General features: G+C 75.0%; 15 protein-coding genes. 5 read left to right on the top strand and 10 right to left on the bottom strand.

From position 1 onward, the window contains the following. The first annotated feature begins 35 nt into the window (after positions 1-35). Entirely contained in the window at positions 36-998 is a 963-nt protein-coding gene (locus tag NRK68_RS32235; protein WP_183064702.1) for a hypothetical protein, read from the top strand. Positions 999-1,043: 45 nt separating this feature from the next. Here the strand turns inward: NRK68_RS32235 and NRK68_RS32240 are convergent, their stop codons facing one another. Beyond that, positions 1,044-2,447: a GntP family permease gene (locus tag NRK68_RS32240; RefSeq protein ID WP_183064703.1), complete on the bottom strand. Its 1,404-nt coding sequence runs from the start codon at positions 2,445-2,447 to the stop codon at positions 1,044-1,046. A gap of 12 nt (positions 2,448-2,459) precedes the next feature. Then, entirely contained in the window at positions 2,460-2,981 is a 522-nt protein-coding gene (locus tag NRK68_RS32245; protein ID WP_183064927.1) for a gluconokinase, read from the bottom strand. Positions 2,982-3,111: 130 nt separating this feature from the next. Here NRK68_RS32245 and NRK68_RS32250 point away from each other — a divergent pair, with 130 nt between their 5' ends. Continuing rightward, positions 3,112-3,846, top strand: coding sequence for a FadR/GntR family transcriptional regulator (locus NRK68_RS32250; protein WP_257857520.1), 735 nt, complete (start codon positions 3,112-3,114; stop codon positions 3,844-3,846). 7 nt (positions 3,847-3,853) lie between these two features. Here the strand turns inward: NRK68_RS32250 and NRK68_RS32255 are convergent, their stop codons facing one another. Further along, a complete protein-coding gene (locus NRK68_RS32255; protein WP_257857521.1) occupies positions 3,854-4,582 on the bottom strand; it encodes a hypothetical protein in 729 nt (242 codons plus the stop codon). Between the two features lie 427 nt (positions 4,583-5,009). Here NRK68_RS32255 and NRK68_RS32260 point away from each other — a divergent pair, with 427 nt between their 5' ends. Beyond that, positions 5,010-5,357, top strand: a complete 348-nt coding sequence (locus tag NRK68_RS32260) for a hypothetical protein (protein WP_183064706.1) — start codon at positions 5,010-5,012, stop codon at positions 5,355-5,357. A 41-nt stretch (positions 5,358-5,398) separates the two neighbouring features. Here the strand turns inward: NRK68_RS32260 and NRK68_RS32265 are convergent, their stop codons facing one another. Both NRK68_RS32265 and NRK68_RS32270 read right to left on the bottom strand, forming a co-directional pair. Further along, a complete protein-coding gene (locus tag NRK68_RS32265; RefSeq protein ID WP_183064707.1) occupies positions 5,399-5,776 on the bottom strand; it encodes a VOC family protein in 378 nt (125 codons plus the stop codon). 7 nt (positions 5,777-5,783) lie between these two features. Continuing rightward, positions 5,784-7,697 carry an ABC transporter ATP-binding protein gene (locus NRK68_RS32270; RefSeq protein WP_257857522.1) on the bottom strand — a complete coding sequence of 638 codons (1,914 nt, stop codon included), beginning with the start codon at positions 7,695-7,697 and terminating at the stop codon, positions 5,784-5,786. 134 nt (positions 7,698-7,831) lie between these two features. Between NRK68_RS32270 and NRK68_RS32275 the strand changes: the two genes are divergently transcribed. After that, positions 7,832-9,910: an AMP-binding protein gene (locus NRK68_RS32275; RefSeq protein WP_257857523.1), complete on the top strand. Its 2,079-nt coding sequence runs from the start codon at positions 7,832-7,834 to the stop codon at positions 9,908-9,910. A gap of 39 nt (positions 9,911-9,949) precedes the next feature. On the opposite strand, the gene NRK68_RS32280 is transcribed toward NRK68_RS32275, so the two are convergent. After that, the gene (locus NRK68_RS32280; RefSeq protein WP_257857524.1) at positions 9,950-11,788 is read right to left on the bottom strand and encodes a GNAT family N-acetyltransferase; all 1,839 of its coding nucleotides are present in this window, start codon (positions 11,786-11,788) and stop codon (positions 9,950-9,952) included. A gap of 94 nt (positions 11,789-11,882) precedes the next feature. On the opposite strand from NRK68_RS32280, the gene NRK68_RS32285 reads away from it, so the two are divergent. Next, positions 11,883-12,305, top strand: a complete 423-nt coding sequence (locus NRK68_RS32285; RefSeq protein ID WP_030959496.1) for a DUF350 domain-containing protein — start codon at positions 11,883-11,885, stop codon at positions 12,303-12,305. A gap of 96 nt (positions 12,306-12,401) precedes the next feature. On the opposite strand, the gene NRK68_RS32290 is transcribed toward NRK68_RS32285, so the two are convergent. From NRK68_RS32290 to NRK68_RS32305, 4 genes are all read right to left on the bottom strand, one after another. Continuing rightward, positions 12,402-13,643 carry an acyltransferase family protein gene (locus NRK68_RS32290; RefSeq protein WP_257857525.1) on the bottom strand — a complete coding sequence of 414 codons (1,242 nt, stop codon included), beginning with the start codon at positions 13,641-13,643 and terminating at the stop codon, positions 12,402-12,404. After that, positions 13,640-14,878: an alpha/beta hydrolase gene (locus NRK68_RS32295; RefSeq protein WP_257857526.1), complete on the bottom strand. Its 1,239-nt coding sequence runs from the start codon at positions 14,876-14,878 to the stop codon at positions 13,640-13,642. The genes NRK68_RS32290 and NRK68_RS32295 overlap by 4 nt, the downstream gene beginning before the upstream one ends. Positions 14,879-15,080: 202 nt before the next feature. Further along, positions 15,081-15,761 carry a response regulator gene (locus tag NRK68_RS32300; RefSeq protein WP_257857527.1) on the bottom strand — a complete coding sequence of 227 codons (681 nt, stop codon included), beginning with the start codon at positions 15,759-15,761 and terminating at the stop codon, positions 15,081-15,083. After that, entirely contained in the window at positions 15,758-17,257 is a 1,500-nt protein-coding gene (locus NRK68_RS32305) for a sensor histidine kinase (RefSeq protein ID WP_257857528.1), read from the bottom strand. The genes NRK68_RS32300 and NRK68_RS32305 overlap by 4 nt, the downstream gene beginning before the upstream one ends. Positions 17,258-17,303: the final 46 nt, after the last annotated feature.

A 17,303-nucleotide genomic window follows, 5' to 3' on the forward strand; every position in this document is an offset into this window, starting at 1 on the left:
GCCATCAGATCCCTGCCGAAACCCACGAGGAACCCATGTCCGACGCCGCGACCTCCGCGTCCACCGCCCCGGACGTCGACCAGCTCGACGCCCCGTGCCGCGCACTTGCCGAGGCCGCCGACGCGGTCGGCGAGGCCGCCCGCTACGCCTCCGGCCTGGCCTTCGGCGCCCGCCTGCCCGCGGCGGCGCTCGCCCGGGGCGGCCGCAGCAGACGCGGCTGGCGCACGCTGCTGCGCACCCTCACCGACCCGGCGGGCCTCGGCTGGGCGGCGCGCGGACGGGGCGCGGCCCGGGCCGGCCGGCTCGCCGGGGTACTGGCCGGCCGGGAGAGCCTCGCCATCAGCATCGCCGTCTGCGGACTGAAGGCCCGGATCCGGGCCGCGAGCGCCTGCCGCCCCGAACTCCTGGAGGACCCCCGCTCCGCGGCGGTGCTGCGGGCCGCCGAGGCCGGCCGCCAGGCCGAGGCCGTCCGGCTGTTCCGCGACATCGTGCGCGAGCGGGGCAACCAGCACGCGTTCTCCCTGCTGGCGCCGTCGTTCGCCGACATCCTCGCCTGGAACGCCCTGACCGACGCGAACCCCTTCAACGACCACGCCGGCTGGCAGGTCGCCACCGGCCGGCCCGAGACGGCACCACCGCTCCTCGGCCTCGGAGCCGCCCTGCGGGCCTTCTGCGACCAGGGCCCCGGTCTGGCCGTGCGCCCCCCGGCCGGGCCCGTACCCGATAGCGGTCCCGTCCGGCGCCGTGCCGCAGCCAGACCGCCCCAGCGGCCCCGCCCGCTCCGGCCGGCGCCGCGGCCCGCGGGCGGCAGCCTGCGCGACCACGCCGCCGCGCTGCGCGCGCACGCGGTCCGGCTGCGCGGGGCCGCGGCCTGGTCGCCGGGCTGGCAGGGCCGGGAGACCGCGGCCCTGCGCGCCGAGGTCGAGAACCTCGCGGCCCGCTGCGCGACGGCGGCGGGCGGCCTCGCCCTCGCCGCCACCCAACTCCAGGACCCGTGACGGCTGCGGGGCCCGTGACGGCTGCGGGACCGCGGCCGGCGGGACCTACAGCACCAGGGACAGCAGGAGGACGCAGCCCAGGCCGACCACCGAGATGACCGTCTCCATGACGGACCAGGTCTTCACGGTCTGCCCGACGGTCATCCCGAAGTACTCCTTGACCAGCCAGAAACCGGCGTCGTTGACGTGGCTGAAGAAGAGTGAGCCGGCGCCGACGGAGAGGACCAGCAGCGCGGTCCCGGTGGTGGACATGTCCGCCGCGAGCGGGGCCACCAGACCGGCCGCCGAGATGGTGGCCACGGTCGCCGAGCCCGTGGCCAGCCGGATCGCCACGGCGATAAGCCAGGCCAGGAGCAGGGTCGGCACGGCCCAGTTCTTCGACAGGTCCAGGATCATCTGACCCACGCCCACGTCGACGAGGGTCTGCTTGAAGCCGCCGCCGGCGCCCACGATCAGCAGGATGCCCGCGATGGGGGCGAGGGACTTCTCCACCGTGGCCGACAGCCGTGTCCGGGTGAAGCCGGCGGCCCGGCCGAGGGTGAACATGCCCACCAGGACCGCCGCGAGCAGCGCGATCAGCGGGGAGCCGATGACGTCGGTCACGCGCTGCACCGGGTCGGCGGGATCGTCGACCACGATGTCGACGAGTGCGTTGAGCAGCATCAGGGCCACGGGCAGCAGCACGGTGAACACCGTGGCCCCGAACCGCGGACGGTGTTCCGGCTCGGCCGACGGGCGGGCCCGGGCGATCATGTCCTCCGGCGCCGGGATGTCCACCCACCGCGCCGCGTACCGGGAGAACAGCGGCCCGGCGATGATCACGGTCGGGATCGCGACGACCACGCCGAGCGCGAGGGTGACGCCCAGGTTCGCGTGGAGCGCGTCGACGGCGACGAGGGGTCCGGGGTGCGGGGGTATCAGCCCGTGCATCACCGACAGCCCGGCGAGCGCCGGGATGCCGATCCGCATCAGGGAGTGGTTGCCCCGCTGGGCCACGAGCAGCACTACCGGGATCAGCAGGACGATGCCGACCTCGAAGAAGAGCGGCAGCCCGATCACCGACGCGATGAGCACCATCGCCCACGGCATGGCCCGGCCCTCGGCCCGGGCCAGGACGGTGTCCACGATCTCGTCCGCGCCGCCCGAGTCCGTGAGCAGCTTGCCGAGGATCGCGCCGAGCGCGATCAGCACGCCGACGCCCGCGACGGTGGTGCCGAGTCCGGCCGTGAAGCTGGTGATCGTCCTGGCCAGGGGCGCGCCCGCCAGGACCCCCAGGGCCAGGGAACCGATCGTCAGGGCCAGGAAGGCGTGCAGGGAGAGGCGGGTGATGAGCAGGACGATGAGGGCGACGGCGGCGAGGACGGCGATCCCGAGCTGCGCGGTGCCCGCGGAGGTGATCGGTCCGGTGCCGGCGGCGGCCGTCAGGGCCGGGACGCTGAGACTGGTCACGGTGACGTCGCCTCAGTTCCCGGGGGTGGGGAGCCGGCGCAGCGCGGCCAGGGCCCGTTCGGTGACGTCCTCCGGGGGGCCGGACACGTCGATCTCGACCCCGGTCTCGTCGTCCTGGAGCGGCTCCAGCGCGGCGAACTGCGATTCCAGCAGGGTGGCCGGCATGAAGTGGCCCCGGCGTGCGGCCATCCGCTCCTCGATCAGGGGGCGTTCGCCGGTGAGGTGCACGAACACGGCCCGGGGGGCCGCGGCGCGCAGCCGGTCGCGGTAGACGCGCTTGAGCGAGGACGCCGCGATCACGCCGCCGCAGGTCCCGGCCCGGTTGCGGATCCACTCGCCCACGGCGTCCAGCCAGGGCCACCGGTCCGCGTCGTCCAGGGGACGGCCCGCCGCCATCTTGGCGACGTTGGCCGCCGGGTGGAAGGCATCGCCCTCCGCGTAGGGAAGGCCGAGCCGTTCCGCGAGCAGCCGGCCCACGGTCGTCTTGCCCGTGCCGGCCACGCCCATCACCACAATGACGCGCTGGGTGCTCACGTCCACCTCGCTGTCCTCGTCGACATCGGTTCGTGCGGCACCACTGAAGCCTATTAAGTACTACGTATTCAAGCCTCAGGTCGAAAACATCACATCTTTTGCCTGGATGGTGTCACCGTACTCTTGCGCCATGACCACCGAAGGCGCCGGAAGCGGTACCGCAAGCACCGCCGGCCAGGGGCTCCACTCCCATGTGCTGGACACCATCGGCCTCGCGATCGCGGCGGGGGAGTACCCGCCGGGCAGCGTCCTGCGCACGGACGAGATCGCCGAACGCTTCGACGCGTCCCGCACGGTGGTCCGCGAGGTCGTCCGCGTCCTGGAGTCGATGCACCTGGTCGAGTCCCGCCGCCGGGTCGGTGTCACGGTGCGGCCGGCCGACGCGTGGAACGTCTACGACCCGCGGGTGATCCGCTGGCGGTTGGCCGGCCCCGACCGGCCCCGCCAGCTGCGCTCCCTCACCGTGCTGCGCTCCGCCGTCGAACCGGTGGCGGCCGGGCTCGCCGCGACCCTGGCCACGCCGCAGCACTGCGCCGACCTCACCGCCGCGGCCCTCGGCATGGTCCGCACCTCGCGCGGCCACCGGCTCGAGGACTACCTGCACCACGACATCGCGTTCCACCGCGTCGTGCTGAACGCCTCCGGCAACGAGATGTTCGCCCGGCTCGGAGACGTCGTCGCCGAGGTCCTGACGGGGCGTACCGAACACGAAGTGATGTTCCACGACCCCGACCCCGCCGCCGTCACCCTGCACGTCCAGGTGGCCGAGGCGGTGCGCGAGGGGGACGCCGCCCGCGCCGAGGCGCTGACCCGGCGGATCGCGGTGGGCGCGCTGGAGGAACTGGACGTCCTCCTGGCCCCCTGAGCCGTGGTCAGCCGCAGCCGCAGCCGCCGCACCCCCCACCACCGCAGCCGCCTCCGCAGCCGCCCGCCGCGGTGCCGGAGCCCCGGGACCCCTCGGGCCGCCGTCCCTGACCCGCCCGCCGTTCCCGGTCCCGGCGTTCCCGGTCCTGCCGCTCCTGCTCCCGTACGGTGAAGCGGAACGAACTGCCCGACGGGCTCCAGGGGCGCAGCCCGTGGCGGCGGCGCGCGAGCAGCGGGGCTGCGGTGACGTGTGTGACCAGCCGGGTGCTGCCTTCGCGGACGGCGCATTCGACGACGACTTCGGCCCCCTCGTACACGGGCCCGTACAGGACGGCCTCGACCGGCTCCGAATCGCGGTGCACGTCGTGGTGCCTGGTGCGCAGGGTGTGCTCGGTGGCCGTCACCAGCAGGCGCTGCCCGGCGCGGGAGTTCCGGGACAGCGCCGAGTACGCGATGAGCGGCGTACCGGGGCGGCCGACGGCGTCCGGGTACAGCCAGAGGTGGCCCGACGGGGCGGACCGTACGCCCACCAGCAGCGCGGGCTGCGGCCCGGCGTGCAGGCGCCGCGCCGCCAGGCGGCGGCCCACGCCCCGGCCGAGCAGCGCCGAACCGGCGACCAGCAGCGCACCGGCGAACACCCAGGGGCCGGACGGGGCGTACGGGTCCGGGCCCGCCTCCGTCCCCGCGAGGACCCGGGCCGCCGCGGCGCAGCACAGGGAGCCGAGGACGATGCCCACCAGCCCGCGGCGCGCGTGGGCCGCCGGCAGGGGGGACGGCAGCGCGAACCGGCCGGCCCGGCCGCTCCGAGGGAGAGCCGACGCTGCCGGCGGCGGGCGCGCAGGCGCAGCAGCGCCCCGGTGAACGCCCACACGCAGCCGACGACGTCCCAGAACCGGACCGCGCCCTCGGGTATGGACGCCTCGGGCAGGTGCTTGACGAAGTCGGTCACGGCGCCAGTATGGGAGCGCGGCGCCGGGCCCCCAAGGGGCGGCCGCGACACGGAATCGCTACGGCCGCTTGCGTGGGCCCCGGCCTCGGACGGCCGAGGGGCGGCCGGCTTCGCAATGGATCACACGCAGGCCGCTTCGGCATAATGACCGCGAACGGCAGAAGCAGCGGAGACGCCGGGGCACATGGTGGTCCGGCAGGAGAGGGAGCCCCCCGATGGACGTGCAGCACTTCGAGCGGATCACCGCTTTCATCGAGGCGCGGCTCACCCCGCTGTTCGACGAGGCGACGGGAAGCGAGCACGGCTTCGCGATGGACGACACCTCCCGTGCGCTGCGCGCACTGCGCAACTCCGTCCTGGAGGCCTCGGCCGTCAAGGGCCTCATCGAGAAGCGGGAAGCCGCCGAACCGGCCACGCGCCGCGTCATCGACCAGTCCGTGGAGCACAACTGGGACGTGCTGCGCGGCATCGCCCGCCAGTGGGAGGACCACGCGGACTTCCGCCACGAGTTCAAGCACCACGCCTGGGAGCTCGACCACCACCACGCCGCGGCGGAGGTCTGAGCCCCACCGCCTGACCGCAGCCGCGCCGCCGGTCGGGGCTCCTACTCCGCCGGCTTGCGCGGCGTGGTCTGCTGAACGGCCCAGCCGTTGCCGTCCGGGTCCGAGAAGTAGACGAAGGAGCCCCACGGCAGGTCCTGGATCTCCGTCACCTCGACCCCCCGGCCGCGCAGGTCCTCGTACGCCTCCTCGATGTCGGTCACGACGACCTGCATGTTGTCGAGGGACCCCGGGGTCATCCGGGTGAGACCCCGGCCGATCGCGATCGAGCAGGCCGACCCCGGCGGGGTCAGCTGCACGAAGCGGATGTCCTCGCTGACGGTGACGTCGTGGTCGGCGTTGAAGCCGATCTTCTCGTAGAAGGCCTTGGCCCGGTCGACATCGGTGACGGGGACGGCGACGAGTTCCAGTTTGATGTCCATCACAGCATCATGCGCCCCGCACCGGTGCCACGCCGTCGGATTCCGCGTCGGCGGGCGTGTCCGCCGGGGCGAACTGCGTGCGGTACAGCTCCTCGTAGCGCCCGCCCGCCGCCAGCAGAGCGGTGTGCGTGCCCCGTTCCACGATCCGGCCGTCCTCGACCACCAGGATCAGGTCGGCCGCCTGCACCGTCGACAGCCGGTGCGCGATCACCACCGCCGTCCGGCCCGCCAGCGCCTCGCCCAGGGCCTCCTGCACCGCCGCCTCCGAGGTCGAGTCCAGGTGCGCGGTGGCCTCGTCGAGGACCACGACCCGCTGCCGGGCCAGCAGCAGCCGGGCGATCGTCAGCCGCTGCCGCTCACCGCCCGACAGCCGGTAGCCGCGCTCGCCGACCACCGTGTCCAGACCGTCCGGCAGCGAGGCGACCAGGCCGTCCAGCCGGGACCGGCGCAAGGCCTCCCAGACCTCCTCCTCCGTGGCCTCCGGCCGGGCAAGCAGCAGATTGGCCCGGACCGACTCGTGGAAGAGGTGTCCGTCCTGCGTGACCATGCCGAGCGTCTCGCGGATCGAGTCGGCCGTCAGGTCCCGTACGTCGATCCCGCCGAGCCGGACCGCGCCCGCGTCCGCGTCGTACAGCCGCGGCAGCAGCTGCGCGATGGTCGACTTGCCGGCGCCGGAGGAGCCCACCAGGGCGATCATCTGCCCGGGTTCGGCGCGGAACGACACCTCGTGCAGGACCTGCGTACCGCCCCGGGCGTCGAGGGCCGCGACCTCCTCCAGGGAGGCGAGCGAGACCTTGTCGGCGGCCGGGTAGCCGAAGGACACCCGGTCGAACTCCACGGTCACCGGCCCCTCCGGCACCCGGCGGGCGTCCGGCTTCTGCGCGATGAGGGGCTTCAGGTCGAGGATCTCGAAGACCCGCTCGAAGCTCACCAGCGCACTCATCACCTCGACGCGGGCACCGGCGAGCGCCGTCAGCGGGGCGTACAGCCGGGTCAGGAGCAGGGCGAGGGCGACGACGGAACCGGCGTCCAGGGTCCCGCGCAGCGCGTAGTACCCGCCGAGGCCGTAGACCAGCGCGAGGGCCAGCGCCGAGACCAGGGTGAGGGCCGTGATGAAGGCCGACTGGGCCATCGCCGTACGGATCCCGATGTCCCGTACGCGCGCCGCCCGGACCGCGAACTCCGCCGACTCCTCGGCGGGCCGCCCGAACAGCTTGACCAGCGTCGCGCCGGGCGCCGAGAACCGCTCGGTCATCTGCGTGCCCATCGCGGCGTTCAGCGCCGAGGCCTCCCGCTGCATCGCCGCCATCCGCGCACCCATCCGGCGGGCGGGCAGCACGAACACGGGCAGCAGCACCAGCGCCAGCAGCGTGATCTGCCAGGAGATGCTCAGCATCACGGTCAGGGTCAGCAGCAGCGTCACGGTGTTCGCGACCACTCCCGACAGGGTGTTGGCGAAGGCCCGCTGCGCGCCGATGACGTCGTTGTTGAGGCGGCTGACGAGGGCGCCGGTGCGGGTCCGGGTGAAGAAGGCGACCGGCATCCGCTGCACGTGGTCGAAGACCGCCGTCCGCAGATCCAGGATCAGCCCCTCGCCGAGGGTGGCGGAGAGCCGGCGGGCCAGCAGCCCGAGCCCGGCCTCGGTGAGCGCGATCAGCGCGATCAGCAGGGCGAGCCGGGTCACCACGGCGCCGTCCCGGCCGTCCACGATGGCGGTGACGACCCGGCTGGCGAGCACCGGCGTGGCCACCGCCAGCAGGGCGGTCACCACGCTCAGCAGCAGGAAGGAGACGAGCCCGCGGCGGTGCGGGCGGGCGAAGGCGGCCACGCGGCGCAGACCGGCCCGGGAGAGCGGGCGACGGTCCTGCTGTGCGTTGATCGCGCTGTGCAGCGATGTCCAAGCGGTGACTTCCATGTCCATGACCCGCACGCTAGGACCTCGACCAAGCTTGAGGTCAAGGATTCGGCTCCGGACCCCTCGACCGGAGCAACTGCGTTCGACGGGAGGTGACTTCGGGGCCCTCCGATGTCGGTGCCCGGTGGCATCATCGGTCCATGACGCAGGGATCCGAGTCCGTCCGGTTCACCAAGGACACCACCGATACCGTCCTGCTCCACTTCGAACGCTGGGCACGGGACACGCCCGAAGCGCCCGCCCTCATCGCCGCCCCGAAGTACCGGCTCCCGTACGGGGTGCTCGACGCCCGGGCCAACCGGCTGGCGCACCACCTGCTGGCCCGCGGTCTGCCGCCCGGCGGTCTCGTCGCCATCGGCACCACCCGCCACGACGAACGCCTCGTCGCCGTCCTCGCCGTCCTCAAAGCCGGCGGGGTCTACGCCGTCGTCGACGCCGAGACGCCCCGCACCGGCCGGCAACAGCTCACCGCGCTCCAGCCCTTGGAGCCTTTCGCCCTGCTCACCCACTCGCCCCACCGGGCGGCCCTCGACACCGGGACGGGCCTGCGCACGATCCGGACGGACGACGACGCCACCGAGATCGCCGCCCGGCCAGGCTACGCACCGGACCTCGCGGAGTCGGCGGACGGCCGCGCCACACCGGCCGCCGGCGGGCCGGCCACCGGCGGCGCGGCCGTCCTGTTCACCGCGAGCGCCGAACCGCGCCCCGTGCCCGTCGGCCAGGCCGTGCTGCTCGCCGCCCACGCGGGATGGACCGAGCTGGCCCGGCCGACCCCGCAGGACCGGCACCTCATCACCGCCCGCCCGGACATCACCTCCTTCGCCGCCGGCTGGACCCGGGTGCTGTGCACCGGCGGCGCTCTTGTCCTGCCACCGGACGCCTCCTGGCGCACCGGGCACCCGCACCAGATCCGCACGGCCGTCGAAGCCCAGAAGGTCACCGTCCTGCACACCGACCCCGCCGGGATCGCCGCGCTGGTGGTCGACGGCCCCCGGCCCGCCATCGCGGCCGACCGCAGGACCGGCCCCCGGCCACTGCGCTCGCTGCGGCTGGCCACCGTCACCGGCGACCGCCTCCACCTCGACGAACTGGACGCCCTGCACACCCGGTTGCGTCCCGGCGTACGGATCCTCGACGTCTACGGCCTCACCGAGACCGCCGGAGCGGGCACCTGCTTCGAACTCACGCACCTGCCCGCACCCGTCGCCGAACCGGAACGGCTCTCCCTGCTGGGCACCCCCTTCGCCGGATGCCAGGTCCACGTGCGGAACGGGGAGATACACCTCACTCCGCCCGGCGGCGGAGACGCGATACCCACCGGCGACCTCGGCGTGCTCCGCCCCGACGGCCTGCTGGAGTACGCGGGCCGGCTCCGGGACCGGATCTCCGTCCGGGGCTGCTCCTTCGACCCCCACTCCGTCGAGACGGCGATCCGCACCCACCCGGGCGTCGGCGGCGCCCTCGTCGCCGCGGTCGACAAGGACGGGGAGCAGCGGCTCGTCGCCTACGTGTCCCCGCCGCCCGGCGACCCGGCCTGGGACGCCTCCGCGCCGCTGCCCGAGATCCACGGCCTGCGCAACCACCTGGCCGGCACCGTCCCGAAGGAGGAGTCGCCGACCATCCTCGTCCGGCTCCGGGCCCTGCCGCGGGGGCGGGGCGGACAGGAGGACCGCTCGGCCCTGCCGCTGCCCACGCAGCCCGTCTCCGAACGGCCCGCCGTATACGGGAGCAAGTTCGCCCGCTCCGCCACCGGCACTGGCGACCCGGAGGCCGGGCGCGTCGTCGCCGCAGGCTGTCTGACCGTCGTCCTGTCCTTCCTCGCCTTCGCCCTGACCGACGTCGTGTGGCCCGGCTCCACCGATCTGTCCGCCGTGCCCGGCCCGTGGGCGGCCCTGTTCTTCCTGCTCTACCTCGCCGAAAGCCTGTCCTTCGGAGCGGGCCTCGCGTTCCTGTTCACCGGATACCGGCTGATGGCACGCCGGGAACGCGGCCGGCCCGCGGGCCGTGTCAGGGCCGTCCACCTCGCCGCGAGCTACCTGCTGCTCGCCTGGTGGCCACAGGACAACGCCTACCGGCTGGCCGCCAAACAGGACTGGCCCCTCCAGGCCCTCCTCGTCTACGCCTTCAACATCCCGCTGATGATCGCGGGCCTCATCGTGGCCGTCCACCTGGCCCGCACACCGGACTCACCCTTCGACTACGAGGACCGGACCTGACCCGGCCCCGCCACCGGGGTACCGGACCCGGCGCTCCGGTCAGCGGGCGGCGGCCGGCGCGGCGTCGAACAGGGCGCCGACGGCCGCCGCCCCGGACCGGACCAGGGCCTCGGCCGCGTCCAGAGTCTCCGGGCTGTGCGCGGCCACCAGGACACCCAGCCAGGGCGCCGGATCGAAGGCGCCCGTCGGGATCGCCGGCACGAACACCGCCCCGATCTCCCCGCACGCCCGCGCCAGGTCCGCGCACAGCTCGTCCACCTGCGCCTCGGGAAGCCGCGCGCCCAGCTCCACCCGGTCGGCGATCCGTACGAGGTGACCCGCGCCCCGCAGGGCGTCGAGCCGGGCCGCCACCATGAAGGCGATCGCCGGCCCGGTCAGCCGCAGGTTCGTCTCGGTCGGCGCGAGCCGCCCCTCGGCGTCCACGACGAAGTCCACGTCGAACCAGCCCCGGTAGCCGGACGACGCCAGCTCCCGGCCCACCGCCGCACCGAAGGCGAGCAGCGGCTTCTCCGCCCGCTCCGGCACCGCTCCGGGGCCGACCGTGGCCCCCCGGTAGGCACCCTCCGTCACGTCCATCAGCGCCGCGCCGACCTCGTGGACCCGGCCGGCCGGGTCCACGAAACCGTCGTACGTCAGGTCCCGGGCCGCGCCCGGATCCGTCGGCCCCTCGACGAACTCCTCCACCAGCAGCGGCCCTCGCGGCAGCCGCCGCAGGACGGCGCGGGCGCCGCCCGCGGCCCGGACCTGCCCGGCCGTGACCACGGTGGTGCCCGAACCCCCGACCCCGTGCTCCGATTTCACAACGGTGCTCTTCCCCGCTCGCGCCCGTGCGGTCAGCAGCCGCGCGGCCGCCCACCGGGTGGCGGCCCGTACCTGCGAGGGGAGCACGATCCCGGGATGCCCGCCGTCCGCCAGGATCCGCTCGAACAGGCCGTGCGCCGCGGCCTTCGACTCGTGGCGCAGCTCCCCGGGCCGCCACGGCCGCCCCGTCAGCAGAGCGAACGGCCGGGTGAGCCCCCACGGTACGAGCGGCTCCCCGGCCCCCGTCAGCCGCGCGGCGAGCGCCGGCCGGGCCCGTACCGCGTCGGCGAGCCCGGGCCCCCGCTCCACCAGGCCGTCGTACACCTCGACCCCGGTCCAGCCCAGCTGCCGGCCGACCAGGTCGGTCCAGCCGGCCGGCACCGCCCGGGGCAGGACCAGGGCGGACGGGAGGGGGCTGTAGAAGGCGGCCAGGCAGGAGTAGTGGTGCGCGGCCGACTGCTCGCGGTCGAGGGAGGAGTCGGCGAACTGCACGTTGAACTCGGCGACGTTCCCCACGTGCACGGCCCGCCCGCCGCCCGTCCAGGCACGTGCCCAGTCGGCGAGCGGGGCCGGGGCCACCTCGAACCGCACCAGGGCCCCCGGCCACCCGGGCTTTGTCGAGGCCGGCCCGCCCCCGGCCACCGTACCGGCCGGTCCGGGCGTCGCGTCCCGCCCGGCCGCCGGTACCGGGACGGCGCCCATCGCCCGGTAGAAGCCGGCCGCGTGCGGATCCGCGTCGATGACCAGCCTGCGCACCCCCTGCTCCACAGCCCGCCGCAGCACCTCCCGGTACAGGAGCCGGCCCACCCCCTGCCCGATGGCGGCGGGTTCCACGAAGAGCAGCCCCAGCGTCGCCAGCGGGGCGGCGCCCTCCAGGGAGGCGACCCCGAGCACCCCGTGCTGCGGGTCCTCGGCCACCACGATCCTGCGCGCCGTCACCTCGTCGGGCCGGATCCGCAGTTCCGCAGCGCAAGCGGCCAGGAATCCGGCGTCGTACCCCCAGTGCGCCTTGGACCGCATCACCAGCCCGGTCAGAGCCTCCGCCTCGGCCGCCCGCGCGGCCCTGACCTTTACCATTCGCCGACCTCCCCATGGTCTGCGGGAGGGCCGTGCGATAGATTCGGCCTCCCCACGGCAGGTATTTTCCCACCCATCGGAGACAGGCTTCTCAATGAGCGACATCATCAACGGACTTGGCCGCACCAGCGCCTACGGCGCCCTGGGCCTGGTCCTGCTGATCCTCGGCATCGTCCTCGTGGACGTGCTGACGCCCGGGAAGCTCCCGAAGCAGATCTGGGAGGAGCGCAACCGCAACGCGGCCCTCTTCCTCAGCTCCGCGCTCCTCGGCATCGGCGGCATCGTCTTCACGTCGATCTGGACCACCTACGACGACTTCGGCAAGGGCCTGGCGTCGACGGCGGCCTTCGGGCTCCTCGGCCTGATCCTGATGGCGCTGGCCTTCCTGGTGCTCGACCTGGTGACCCCGGGCAAGCTCGGCGCCATAGTGGTCGACCCGCAGCCCCACCCGGCGGTCTGGGTCTCCTGCGCCTGCAACCTCGCCGTCGCCGCGATCGTGGCCGCGTCGATCGCCTGACGCGGGAGCACCCGTACGCGTAGAGAGCGCCGCTCCGTCAGGGGAGCGGCGCTCTTCGCGCACCCGGCCCCTCCGCGGGCATCACCCCACCCCGGCCTACGCCAGGCCCAGCGCGAACGCCCCGAAGCCCACCGCCAGCAGCCCCGCCACCGCACCGCGGACCGTGCGGCGCACCGCGCCGGCCCGGCGGCCCTCCACCGGCGGCAGCTCGAACCGCCGCGCGTACCGGGCGATCCCCGCCAGCAGCACCGCGAACACCGGCATCCACGCCACCCGCGCCGCGATCCAGCCCAGGCTGTCCGGCGCCGTCGTCAGCCCGGCCACCCCACCCGCGAACGAGGCGGGCACCGCCGCCGCCAGCATGGCCGTCTGGTGCCAGCACAGGATCGTCATCGCGCTCAGGTTGATCACGACCACCGGCGCCCACAGCGCCGGCCGGCCCAGCAGCCGCGCCAGCCGGTCCCGCAGCAGGATCGCCGCACCCGACTGGGCCGCCGCCAGGGCGAGCACCAGCAGCGACGGCGGGTGCGAGTTGGTCCGGGCCGCACCCGGCACCCCCACCATCGACGCCGGATAGTGGAACACCACCAGCAGCGCCGCGAACAGCAGCGCCCCGCCGGCCAGCAGCAGCCAGGCCCCGCGGCGCCCGATCCGCCGCTCGCCCCAGGCCACGCCCAGCTGGTACGCGAACAGCCAGCCCGGCAGGATGTTCAGGAGCGACAGCCAGGACGGCACGGACTCCGCGAGCGGCCCGTAGCGCAGGAGGTCCACCACCGCGACCGAGGCGAGCAGCGGGGCCGCCGCCCAGCCGCCGAGCCGCCGAGCGGCCCGCACGCAGTACGGGGTCAGCGCGGTGACCACCACGTACACCCCGACGAACCACAGCGGCTGGACGACCAGCGTCGCGCCGGTCCGCAGCGACGCCTCCGGCACCCCCGCCAGGTACAGCAGCGGCGCGGCCAGCGCCCACACCGCCGTCACCCCGAGCACGGGCCGCCCGAGGCGTACCACCCGGCCCTTCAGCCACGCGCCCGCCGACCCCGGACGGCGCCGGTTGGAGAGCGCCGAGGCGTAGCCGCCGACGAGGAAGAAGACGCCCAGCATCTGGAGCACCCAGCCGGCCGGCGCGAGCGCGCCGAGGGACGACAGCGGACTGGCGTTGTGCAGACCGCCGTCGGCGTCGAGCGTGAAGCCGCCGAGCAGCCAGTGGCCGGTCGGTACGGCCAGCAGCGCCAGGGCGCGCAGCCCGTCGACCGCCCGGTCGCGGTGGGCGGGGGTCCGCCGGTCGATCCGCTCGGCGGCCTCGCGCAACGGGGCCAGGACGGCCGACGCGCTCATCGGGCCTCTCCCTTCGCGATCGCGGCGAACACCGCGAGGGACTGCGTTCCGGGGGTGAAGTAGCCCGCGTGGCCCCGTACGTCGGCGGCGGGTACCCGGCGGGCGCCGAACGCCGCGGAGGTGGGGTCGGCGCCGTGACCGAGCCCGGCGAAGCGGACGTTCGGGATGTCCGCGATCCAGTCCGAGGGGCCCAGGGCGGCCCAGACGCGCGCCCCGGTGCGCAAGGCCTCCGCGGTGTCCGCCCGCATGCCGGGCGAGCCGAGGGCGACGAGGTCGGTCGCGTCGGTGTGCCGGGCCGCCAGTCCGCAGACGACCGAGCCGTAACTGTGGCAGAACAGCACCGGGTCGGGTGCGCCGACCGCGTCGAGCCCGGCGGTGAAGCGGGCCAGGCGGGTCGCCCCGGCCGCGGCCAGCCGCCCGTCGGCGGCATCGAGGCCGACGCCGACCGGAGTGGTGTACCCGGTCCACGCGACGACGGCCACCGGCCCGCCGGTCACCGAGCCCGGGGTCACCGGCCCGTCGGTCACCGAGCCCGGGGTCACCGGCCCGTCGGTCACCGAGCCCTGGGTCACCGAGCCCTGGGCCACCGGCCCGTCGGTCACCGAGCCCTGGGTCACCGAGCCCTGGGCCACCGGCCCGCCGGTCGCGGCCCCTTCGGCTGCCGTGCCGTCGGACGCCGCGCCCACGGTCGCCGCGTGCAGCGCCCGGGCCATGCCGGCCGGGCCGGTGTGCGGCGCGCGCCGGGAGTCGTACGAGGTGGCGTCGTTGTCGTTGCCGGGCACGATCACCGCCACGTGCGCGGCGTGCTCCAGCTCCCCGAAGACCTCGGCGACCTGGCCCCGGCCGCGCGGGTCGAAGGCCAGGATCCGCCGGTCCGGCGCGGCCAGGGACGCGTACCGCGCCTCACCCGTGGCGGCCACGGCCAGCCGGTTCGCCTCGTACCGCAGGGCCGGCGGCGCCCCGTCGAGGTTGCCCACCACCAGCGGGTGGGACCGTACGAGCGCCGCGCGCTGCGTGTCGTCCAGCCCGGCGAAGAACCGGGCCACCTCGGACGGCGTCGCCGTAGCCGGATCGGGCAGCGCCCGGCCGTACGCCGTGTCGGCCCGCCAGGCGACGGCTCCCGGCGGCGGCCCGGTGACCGCCGACTGGCTGCCGCCCGACGCCCATCCGGCGGTCCCCCCGACGACGGCCACCGCCAGCGCGGCCGTGACCAGCGTCCTTCCGAAGCGGCGCATGCCCCTTCTCCTCTCCTCGTGACGAGGGGGAAGGTAGGAAGACGGCACCACCGCGGACGTCGGACCGTGGAGCCAAGTCCGATGTCATACCCCGGTAGGGGGTGGAGGAGACGGCGGCCGGGTGCCGGACGCGTGGCACCGACCGACCGGCCGACCGGCCGACGGGCCGACGGGGAAGGGGAGTCGGTGGCAGGGCCGCCGGTTAGGCCGAGTCGCCCGGGCGTACCAGGGCGGCCTCGTAGGCGAAGATGACGGCCTGGGCCCGGTCCCGCAGGTCGAGCTTGGCCAGCACCCGCCCGATGTGCGTCTTCACCGTCTGCTCCGCCAGCACCAGACGCGCCGCGATCTCCTGGTTCGACAGCCCGCGCGCGATCAGCTCCAGCACCTCGGTCTCGCGCGGCGTCAGACCGTTCAGCCGCAGCGCCGGATCCTTGCGCGGCGCCGGCCGCTGCTGGACGAAGTCCGCGATCAGGCGCCGCGTCACCGAGGGCGCCAGCAGCGCCTCGCCCGAGGCGACGACCCGCACCGCGGCGATCAGGTCCGCCGGAGGGGCGTCCTTGAGCAGAAAGCCGGACGCCCCGGCGCGCAGCGCCTCGTACACGTAGTCGTCGATGTCGAAGGTGGTCAGCATCAGCACCCTCGGCCGGTGCACCACGCCGGGCGGCGGGCCGAGGATCTCCCGGGCCGCCGTCAGCCCGTCCATCTCGGGCATCCGTACGTCCATCAGCACCACGTCGGGGTGCGTGGAGCGGGCCACCTGCACCCCCTGGCGCCCGTCGGGCGCCTCGCCCACCACGTCGATGTCGGCCTGCGCGGACAGCAGCGCGGCGAACCCCGCCCGCACCATGGCCTGGTCGTCGACGATGACCACGCGGATGGTCAACTGCGCTCCTCGTTGGTGTCGTTCGTCCCGTTCGTACCGTTCATGTCGTGCCGACCGGCGGCCGCGCCACCGGAGCCCAGCGGCAGGCGCGCGGCGACCCGGAACCCCCCGTCGGGCAGCGGCCCGGTGTCCAGCGTCCCGCCGGTCAACCGTACGCGCTCTCCCATCCCCACCAGACCGTGCCCCGTGCCCGGCCCTTCCGGCTCCACCACCGCGTCCCGGGCCGCCGGACCGTTCACGACCAGGATCAGCACCTCGTCGTCGACCGTCACCGAGACCCGGGTGGGTGCGCCCGGCGCGTGCCGTACCACGTTGGCGAGCGCCTCCTGCACGATCCGGTACGCCGACAGGTCCACCGCGGGCGGCACGGCCTTCGCGGCGCCGGCCGCCAGCGACAGCACCACCGGCTGCCCGGCCCGTACGGTCGCCTCCACCAGTTGCTGGAGCCGGCCGATCCCCGGCTGCGGAGCCCGTACGCCGCCGGCACCGCCGTCGCCCGCACCGCCGTCGCCCGCGCCGCCACCCGCGCCGTCCGGGGCCCGCAGGACGGTCAGCAGCCGTCGCATCTCGCCGAGGGACTCCCGGGCACTGGCCGCGATCGCCGCGAACTCCTGCTGCACCGGCTCCGGCATGCCCGGCAGCCGGTAGGGCGCGGAATCGGCCTGCACGGTGATCACCGACATGTGGTGGGCCACCACATCGTGCAACTCGCGCGCGATACGGGCGCGTTCCTCCAGCAGGGTGCGCCGGGACCGCTCGGCCTCGCTGATGCTCTCCTGCTCCGCGATCCGCCGGCGGGCGTCGCCCAGCCCGCGCAGCGCGCCCGTCAGGGCCAGCACGACACCACCGAGCACGAAGAGCAGTGCCGCGGTGTTCATGGTGTCCGCGGGCTGGAAGAAGCCCAGCACCGCGCCGAGCGCGCCGGTCACCAGCCACACCCCGACCAGGGTCCGGACGGACTCGCGCAGCCCCAGGCAGGCCATCAGCACCAGGTTGCCGACGATGACCATCGGCGTCCACGGCCAGGGGTGCCCGGCCACCTTGTCGGCCTGGGTCAGCAGGATCGCGCCGACGGTGTCCGCGACCGTGACGAGCAGCCACGCGGGCACCGGCCGCGTCACTGCCAGGAGCAGCGGCACGGTCTGTGCCACCCCGAGCGCCCCCGACCAGCCGCCGTCCATCCCGTAGTCGCCTGCCAGTACCGCGATGGTCGTCGGCAGCAGGGAGACCACGAAGAGTCCGACCACGAGGTACGGGAGCGCCCGCTGCCAGGCCTTGGGAGCCTCGGCGAAGAGTGGCTGGGCCGCCGCGGCGGGAGTGCGCAGGGCCGCGGCGAGCTGAGCCAGGGGGCGGGGCTCCCGGGTGTCGGCCGTGCGGGTGGGACCCCTTGCCGGGGTCCCTCGTCCGGGCCGCCCTCCGGGCCGCCGCCCTCCGGGCCGTCCTCCGGGCTGTCCTCCCGGCTGTCCTCCGGTCCGTTCGCGGGCGTCGTCGCTCATGATCGGCCCAGCCTATGCCCCAGCGGGCCCGCACGGGCGCAGGGGT

This window comes from Streptomyces yangpuensis (genome assembly GCF_024666385.1).
Taxonomy (GTDB): Bacteria; Actinomycetota; Actinomycetes; order Streptomycetales; family Streptomycetaceae; genus Streptomyces; species Streptomyces yangpuensis.